The organism is Mycobacterium sp. TH-M103 (assembly GCF_057473785.1).
Map to the genome: position 1 here is coordinate 1 of NZ_JBYCLG010000365.1, position 5,771 is coordinate 5,771.

6 protein-coding genes and 2 pseudogenes are annotated in these 5,771 nt (G+C 69.4%); 5 read left to right on the plus strand and 3 right to left on the minus strand.

Going from position 1 to position 5,771, the window contains the following annotated elements; translation table 11 throughout:
- Positions 1-243 (minus strand): annotated as a pseudogene (locus tag AC2VOR_RS20095) (NUDIX domain-containing protein); the annotation flags it as partial.
- Between the two features lie 130 nt (positions 244-373).
- Between AC2VOR_RS20095 and AC2VOR_RS20100 the strand changes: the two are divergent.
- Positions 374-2,089 carry a potassium channel family protein gene (locus tag AC2VOR_RS20100; RefSeq protein WP_486964390.1) on the plus strand — a complete coding sequence of 572 codons (1,716 nt, stop codon included), beginning with the start codon at positions 374-376 and terminating at the stop codon, positions 2,087-2,089.
- Here AC2VOR_RS20100 and AC2VOR_RS20105 read toward each other — a convergent pair.
- Positions 2,086-2,964 carry an LLM class flavin-dependent oxidoreductase gene (locus tag AC2VOR_RS20105; protein ID WP_369741488.1) on the minus strand — a complete coding sequence of 293 codons (879 nt, stop codon included), beginning with the start codon at positions 2,962-2,964 and terminating at the stop codon, positions 2,086-2,088. The genes AC2VOR_RS20100 and AC2VOR_RS20105 overlap by 4 nt on opposite strands.
- Before the next feature lie 39 nt (positions 2,965-3,003).
- On the opposite strand from AC2VOR_RS20105, the gene AC2VOR_RS20110 reads away from it, so the two are divergent.
- Positions 3,004-3,417 (plus strand): VOC family protein, encoded by a 414-nt coding sequence (locus tag AC2VOR_RS20110; protein WP_369737607.1) that lies wholly within the window; start codon positions 3,004-3,006, stop codon positions 3,415-3,417.
- A gap of 90 nt (positions 3,418-3,507) precedes the next feature.
- The gene (locus tag AC2VOR_RS20115) at positions 3,508-3,897 is read left to right on the plus strand and encodes a VOC family protein (RefSeq protein ID WP_369737606.1); all 390 of its coding nucleotides are present in this window, start codon (positions 3,508-3,510) and stop codon (positions 3,895-3,897) included.
- A 3-nt stretch (positions 3,898-3,900) separates the two neighbouring features.
- Here the strand turns inward: AC2VOR_RS20115 and AC2VOR_RS20120 are convergent, their stop codons facing one another.
- Positions 3,901-4,392 (minus strand): beta-class carbonic anhydrase, encoded by a 492-nt coding sequence (locus AC2VOR_RS20120; protein WP_369737605.1) that lies wholly within the window; start codon positions 4,390-4,392, stop codon positions 3,901-3,903.
- Positions 4,393-4,514: 122 nt separating this feature from the next.
- Here AC2VOR_RS20120 and AC2VOR_RS20125 point away from each other — a divergent pair, with 122 nt between their 5' ends.
- The gene (locus AC2VOR_RS20125) at positions 4,515-5,492 is read left to right on the plus strand and encodes an ABC transporter permease (protein WP_369737604.1); all 978 of its coding nucleotides are present in this window, start codon (positions 4,515-4,517) and stop codon (positions 5,490-5,492) included.
- A pseudogene (locus AC2VOR_RS20130) lies at positions 5,489-5,771 on the plus strand (peptide ABC transporter permease); the annotation flags it as partial. The gene AC2VOR_RS20125 and the pseudogene AC2VOR_RS20130, both read left to right, overlap by 4 nt.

The following is a 5,771-nucleotide window of genomic DNA, read 5'->3' on the forward strand; positions in this document are numbered from 1 at the left end:
CTCGAGATCCTCGGCCGCGGTGCCCTGGGGGAACTCCCAGCACCGCACACCGAGCGGATACCGGAACTGTTCGACGAGCCGGAAGCGGTCCCCGTCGTAGGGCATCACCAGCGCGTAGTCCGGCTTGTCCACCACGCTGTAGATGCCCGGGGTTCCATCGGGGAAGCGGATTTCGTCCTCGCGGATCGACAGCCACGAGTTCCGGTAGATCTCGCGCGTCGCGAGGCGTTCGATGACGGACACCCGACCAGTATCGCGTCCGGGCGCATCGCTGGCACAAATCGGCGCGGTGTCCGATAGTCATAACAGCCAGCGAACACCGATAGCGCCAGGGGTGGGGGTTTATGCCGGACGAGCCGACCTCGAAACGCGCGTGAACGTGCGCCGACACATCATCGTCAGCGGCGAGGACTCCCTGGCCGCGACTATCGTCGAGGAGCTCAACAACGCCGGCGTGAGCATCGTCAAGCTCGCCAGCCCGGCCGGTCTCCACGCCGCTGGCATAGCCGTGGCCGCCGCGATCGTCTGCGCCGGCGACGACGACGCGGTCAACCTCGAAATCGCACTGCTGGCCCGCAAGGCCAATCCGGGCGTGCGCGTGGTGGCGCGGTTGGCCAACGGCGTGCTGCGCGCGGCGGTGGCCGACGACAACGGCCCGGGCGCGATCCTCGACGTCGCCGACCTCGCGGCCCCGTCGGTCGTGGAGGCGTGCCTGTCCCACAAGGCCCACCCGATCGAGGCGGCGGGCATCGAGTTCGTCGTCTCCGACGCCGAGGCGCCGCGCGACGGCAGACTCCGCGACCTCTATGGCGACCTGGCGCCGGTGGCGGTGATTCACGGCAAGAACTCCGAGACACCCGGCAAGGTCGTGCCCTGCCCGGGCCGGGACCACGAGGTCCGCGCGGGAGATCTGACCGTGATGATCGGCACCCCCGAGGAACTGGACTGCTGCGGCATCAAGACACCCCGGCCCAACCGCACGCGCACCCACCCGCCCCGGCTGCGGCGGATGTTCGACGCCATACGCACCCTGCGCCACGAGGTCAACCCGTTGTTCTACCGGGCGCTGGCCGCCGCGATGACCCTATGGCTCGGGTCCACCGTCTTGCTGCGCTTCAGCTACGAGCCGCGTCCCGCGATGACCTGGATCGACGCGCTGTACTTCAGCACCGAGACGATCGCGACGGTGGGCTACGGGGACTTCAGCTTCCTGCATCAGCCGCTGTGGCTGCGACTGTTCAGCATCATGCTGATGTTCGCCGGGGTCACCACGACCGCGCTGCTGGTCGCGTTCATCGCCGACCTGCTGCTGTCGCGCCGCTTCGCCCACTCGGCCGGGCGCCGGCAGGCCGGCCATCTGCGCAACCACATCGTGGTGGTGGGGCTGGGCTCATTCGGCATCCGCGTCGTCAGCGATCTGACCGCCGCAGGCTACGACGTGGCCGTCATCGAGCGCGACGAGAACAGCCGGTTCCTGTCGTCGGCGGCCCAGCTCGACGTTCCGGTGATCTTCGGGGACGCGACGCTGCGCCAGACGCTCGAGTCGGCGCGCATCGAACACGCCCGCGCGGTCGCGGTGCTGACCCAGGACGACATGGTCAACATCGAGACCGGGATCGTGCTGCGCGAGATGCTGGGGCCGCGGACGATGCCACACGTGCACCGGCCCCACGTGCCTACCGTGCTGCGCATCTACGACCGGGCGCTGGGCAGCGCGGTCGCGCAGCGGTTCGGATTCGAACACGTCCGCTCGACCGTCGACCTGGCCGTGCCCTGGTTCATCGGAGCCGCGATGGGCCTGCAGGTGCTCAGCACGTTCTCGGTCGGGCAGCGTTCGTTCATGGTCGGCGCCATGCACGTTGCGGCCGGCAGCGAACTCGACGGGTTGCGGATGTTCGAACTGTCCACCCGCACCCGCGTCATCGCGATCACCCGGCACGACGCGCCCCTAAACCTGCATCCGCGCCGCGACGCCTGGCTGCGCGCCGGCGACACCGTCTACCTCGTCGGGCCCTACCGGGAGCTGCTGGCCACGCTGCGCAAGGGACAGCCGCCCGCCCCCGCCAGCGTCAACGAGCGCGCCAGCTAGAGCCGCCCGGCCACGTCGGCGGCACGCCGCACCTGGTCGAGGCCCGAACTGGTCGGAATGAGCTGGACCTCGTCGGTGCCGATGTCGGAGAACCTGCGCAACACGTCCAGCAGCTGCTCCTCGGTGCCGGCCCAGCCGGTTGTCGGCGCCATCGCGTCGACGTACTCGGCCGGTATCCAGTTCATGTAGCGCCGCAGGTGGCGGTGCACCTGCGCCCGGGACTCCTCGGGCGAGCCGAACGCGAACCAGAACGACGTCATCAGGTGGGGTTTGGGCTTACCGGCCTGCGCCCACGCCTGCCGCGCCACGTCGAACAGCTCATTCTGCTTGGCGGCGTCGAGGTCCAGGGTGGTGCCGGCCAGCCCGTCCGCCCAGGCCGCGGCGCTGCGGATGGTCTTGGGCCCGATGCTGCCCACGAACAGCGGCGGGCCCCCCGGCTGCACCGGTGCCGGCCCGACGGGCAACACCGAGTCGGTGATCTTCTCCCCGGCCCACACCCGCTTCATCACCGCCACGCGCTCGGCCATGCCGCGGATCGTCTGCGTCGCCGGGTCCGCTCCCACTGCCTGATAATCCTCGTGCCTGCCGCCGACGCCGATGCCCGCGATCAGCCGCCCGCCGCTGAGCATGTCGCCGGTGGCCAGCCCCTTGGCCAGCATGACGGGATCGTGCAGCTGCGGCACGATCACGGTCGTCATCAGCCGCACCCGATCCGTCCAGGCGGCCAGCGCGCCCAGCAGCGTCAGGTTGTCGGGGTTGTCGAACGCGATCCGCTCGCCCCAGCACAGCGACGAGAACGGGCCCTCGTCGACGGTGCGTGCCCAGTCCCGCAATAGCGGCGCGTCCAGGTCGGGCTCCATCACCGGCATCGTCATCGCTATCTGCACAGAGCCGATTCTGGCAGCATGATCGGGGTGGGTTCGAGCAGCACCTCCATCGCGCATGTGCGGCTGACCGTCACCGACATCGAACGGTCGCGGTGGTTCTACGAGAGCGTGTTCGGCTGGCCGGTCCTGCTGGAGGTTCCCGACAACGCCGGGGAGGCGACTCGCAAGCAGTTGGGGTTTTTGTTCGGCGGCGTCATCTACGACCTCGGTGGCACGCTGCTCGGGTTGCGCCCGGTCGGCACCGACCGCTTCGACGAGGACCGCACCGGCCTGGACCACATCGCGTTCCGGCTCGCCAGCAAGTCCGAAATCGATTCCGCTGCAGCGCATTTGGACGAACTTGGGGTGGCCCATGAGCCGGTCAAGGACATCGGTCCGTCGTACATCCTGCAGTTCCGCGACCCCGACAACATCGCCCTGGAGCTCACCGCGCCGAAGTAGGGCGGGCGCGAGGGTGCGCAGAATGACAGCCTGGACGGCGTGTCACGGTACAGACACGCACGCTCGCGGGAGAAGTGAAGGGGTACCACCATGGCCATCAGCTTCAACCACACCATCGTCGCGTCGCGGGACAAGCGGAAATCCGCGGAATTCCTCGCCGAGCTGTTCGGCCTGCCCGCACCGAAGCCGTTCGGCCATTTTCTGGTCGTCGAGCTGGACCACGGCGCCAGCCTGGACTACGACGACGTCGCCCCGGGGGCGGACATCACCCGCCAGCACTATGCGTTCCTGGTCTCCGAGCAGGATTTCGACAGGATCTACGGCAAGATCCGCGCGCGCGGCCTGCAGCACTGGGCCGACCCGCGGCAGAGCCGGCCCGGCGAGATCAACCACCACGACGGCGGGCGCGGGGTGTACTTCCTGGATCCCTCCGGGCACGCGATGGAGATCATCACCCGCCCCTACGGCTCGGGCGGCTGAAAGTTACGGCGTGACCTCGTCGAGCTTGCCGGTGGCGACGTCGAAGACGAACCCCCGCAGGGACACGTGCTTGGTGACGAACGGGCTGATCTCGATGCGGCGCAACGACTGCCGCACGTCCTCGGCGACATCCGGGAAGGCCTCGGGCGCCCACGGCGGTTTGACGCCCGTCTCCTCGGCGATGGCGTGGCGGAAGTCCTCGTCGGTGAACGTCAGCATGCCGCAGTCGGTGTGGTGGATCAGGATGACCTCGCGGGTGCCCAGCAACCGCTGGCTGATGGCCAGCGAGCGGATCGTGTCGTCGGTGACCACGCCGCCGGCGTTGCGGATGACGTGGGCCTCGCCCTCGCCGATGCCCAGCATGCGGTAGACGTCCAGCCGGGCGTCCATGCACGCCACGACCGCGACGTGTTTGCTCGGCGGCATCGGAAGCGGGCCCTCGAAGGAGCTCGCGTAGTCCGCGTTGTGGGCGAGATAGTCGTCAGTGACCGTCATGCCAGCCTCCCGGGAACGTTGCGGTGCATCGTAACAATCCGGGCTTCTGGCCGCCGCCGTCACACCGCCGCGCCCCCCGGTCGATAACCTGTCCCCATGCGACACGGGCGGGCCAGTCGGGCATGATCCGCTTCCTGGCGCGCCGGTTGCTCAACTATGTCGTGCTGCTGGCGCTGGCGTCCTTCCTCACCTACTGCCTCACGTCGTACGCGTTCCGGCCGCTGGACAGCCTGCTGCAGCGCAACCCCCGGCCGCCGCAGGCGGTCATCGACGCCAAGGCCCACGCCCTCGGCCTGGACAAGCCGGTCCCGATCCGCTACGCCGACTGGGCCTCCCACGCGGTGCGGGGTGACTTCGGAACCACCATCACCGGCCAGCCCGTCGGCTCCACGCTGTGGCGCCGCGTCGGCGTCACGCTGCGCCTGCTGGTCATCGGCTCGGTGGTGGGCACCGCGTTGGGCGTGGTGGCCGGCGCGTGGGGCGCCATCCGCCAGTACCGGCTCAGCGACCGAGTCGTGACCGCGATGGCACTGCTGGTGCTGAGCACCCCGACCTTCGTCATCGCCAACCTGCTGATCCTCGGGGCGCTGCGGGTCAACTGGGCGCTGGACATGCACCTGTTCGACTACACCGGGGAGACCTCGCCCGGGGTGCGGGGCGGAACCTGGGCGCACCTGCTCGACCGCCTGCGGCACCTGATCCTGCCGTCGCTGACGCTGGCGCTGGGCGCCGCGGCGGGATACAGCCGGTATCAGCGCAACGCGATGCTGGACGTGCTGGGCCAGGATTTCATCCGCACCGCCCGCGCCAAGGGGCTCACCCGCCGGCGCGCCCTGGTCAAACACGGGCTGCGCACCGCGCTGATCCCGCTGGCCACGCTGTTCGCCTACGGCGTCGCCGGGTTGGTCACGGGGGCGGTGTTCGTCGAGAAGATCTTCGGCTGGCACGGGATGGGCGAGTGGCTGGTGCAGGGCATCGCGACCCAGGACACCAACATCATCGCCGCCATCACCCTGTTCTCCGGCACCGTGGTGTTGCTGGCCGGGCTGCTCTCCGACGTCTTCTACGCGGCGCTGGACCCGAGGGTGCGGGTGTCGTGACTTCCGAGGCCGCGAAGTTCACCTCGCAGCGCACCCTGGTGCTGCGGCGGTTCGCCCGCAACCGGGGCGCGGTGGTCTGCCTGACGCTGCTGGCGCTGCTGTTCGTCGGCTGCTACACGCTGCCGCCGCTGCTGCCGTATTCGTATCAGGACCTCGACTTCAACGCGCTGCTGCAGCCGCCCAACACCCGGCACTGGCTGGGCACCAACGCGATGGGCCAGGACCTGCTGGCCCAGATCGTGCGCGGCATGCAGAAGTCGATGCTGATCGGCGTCTGCG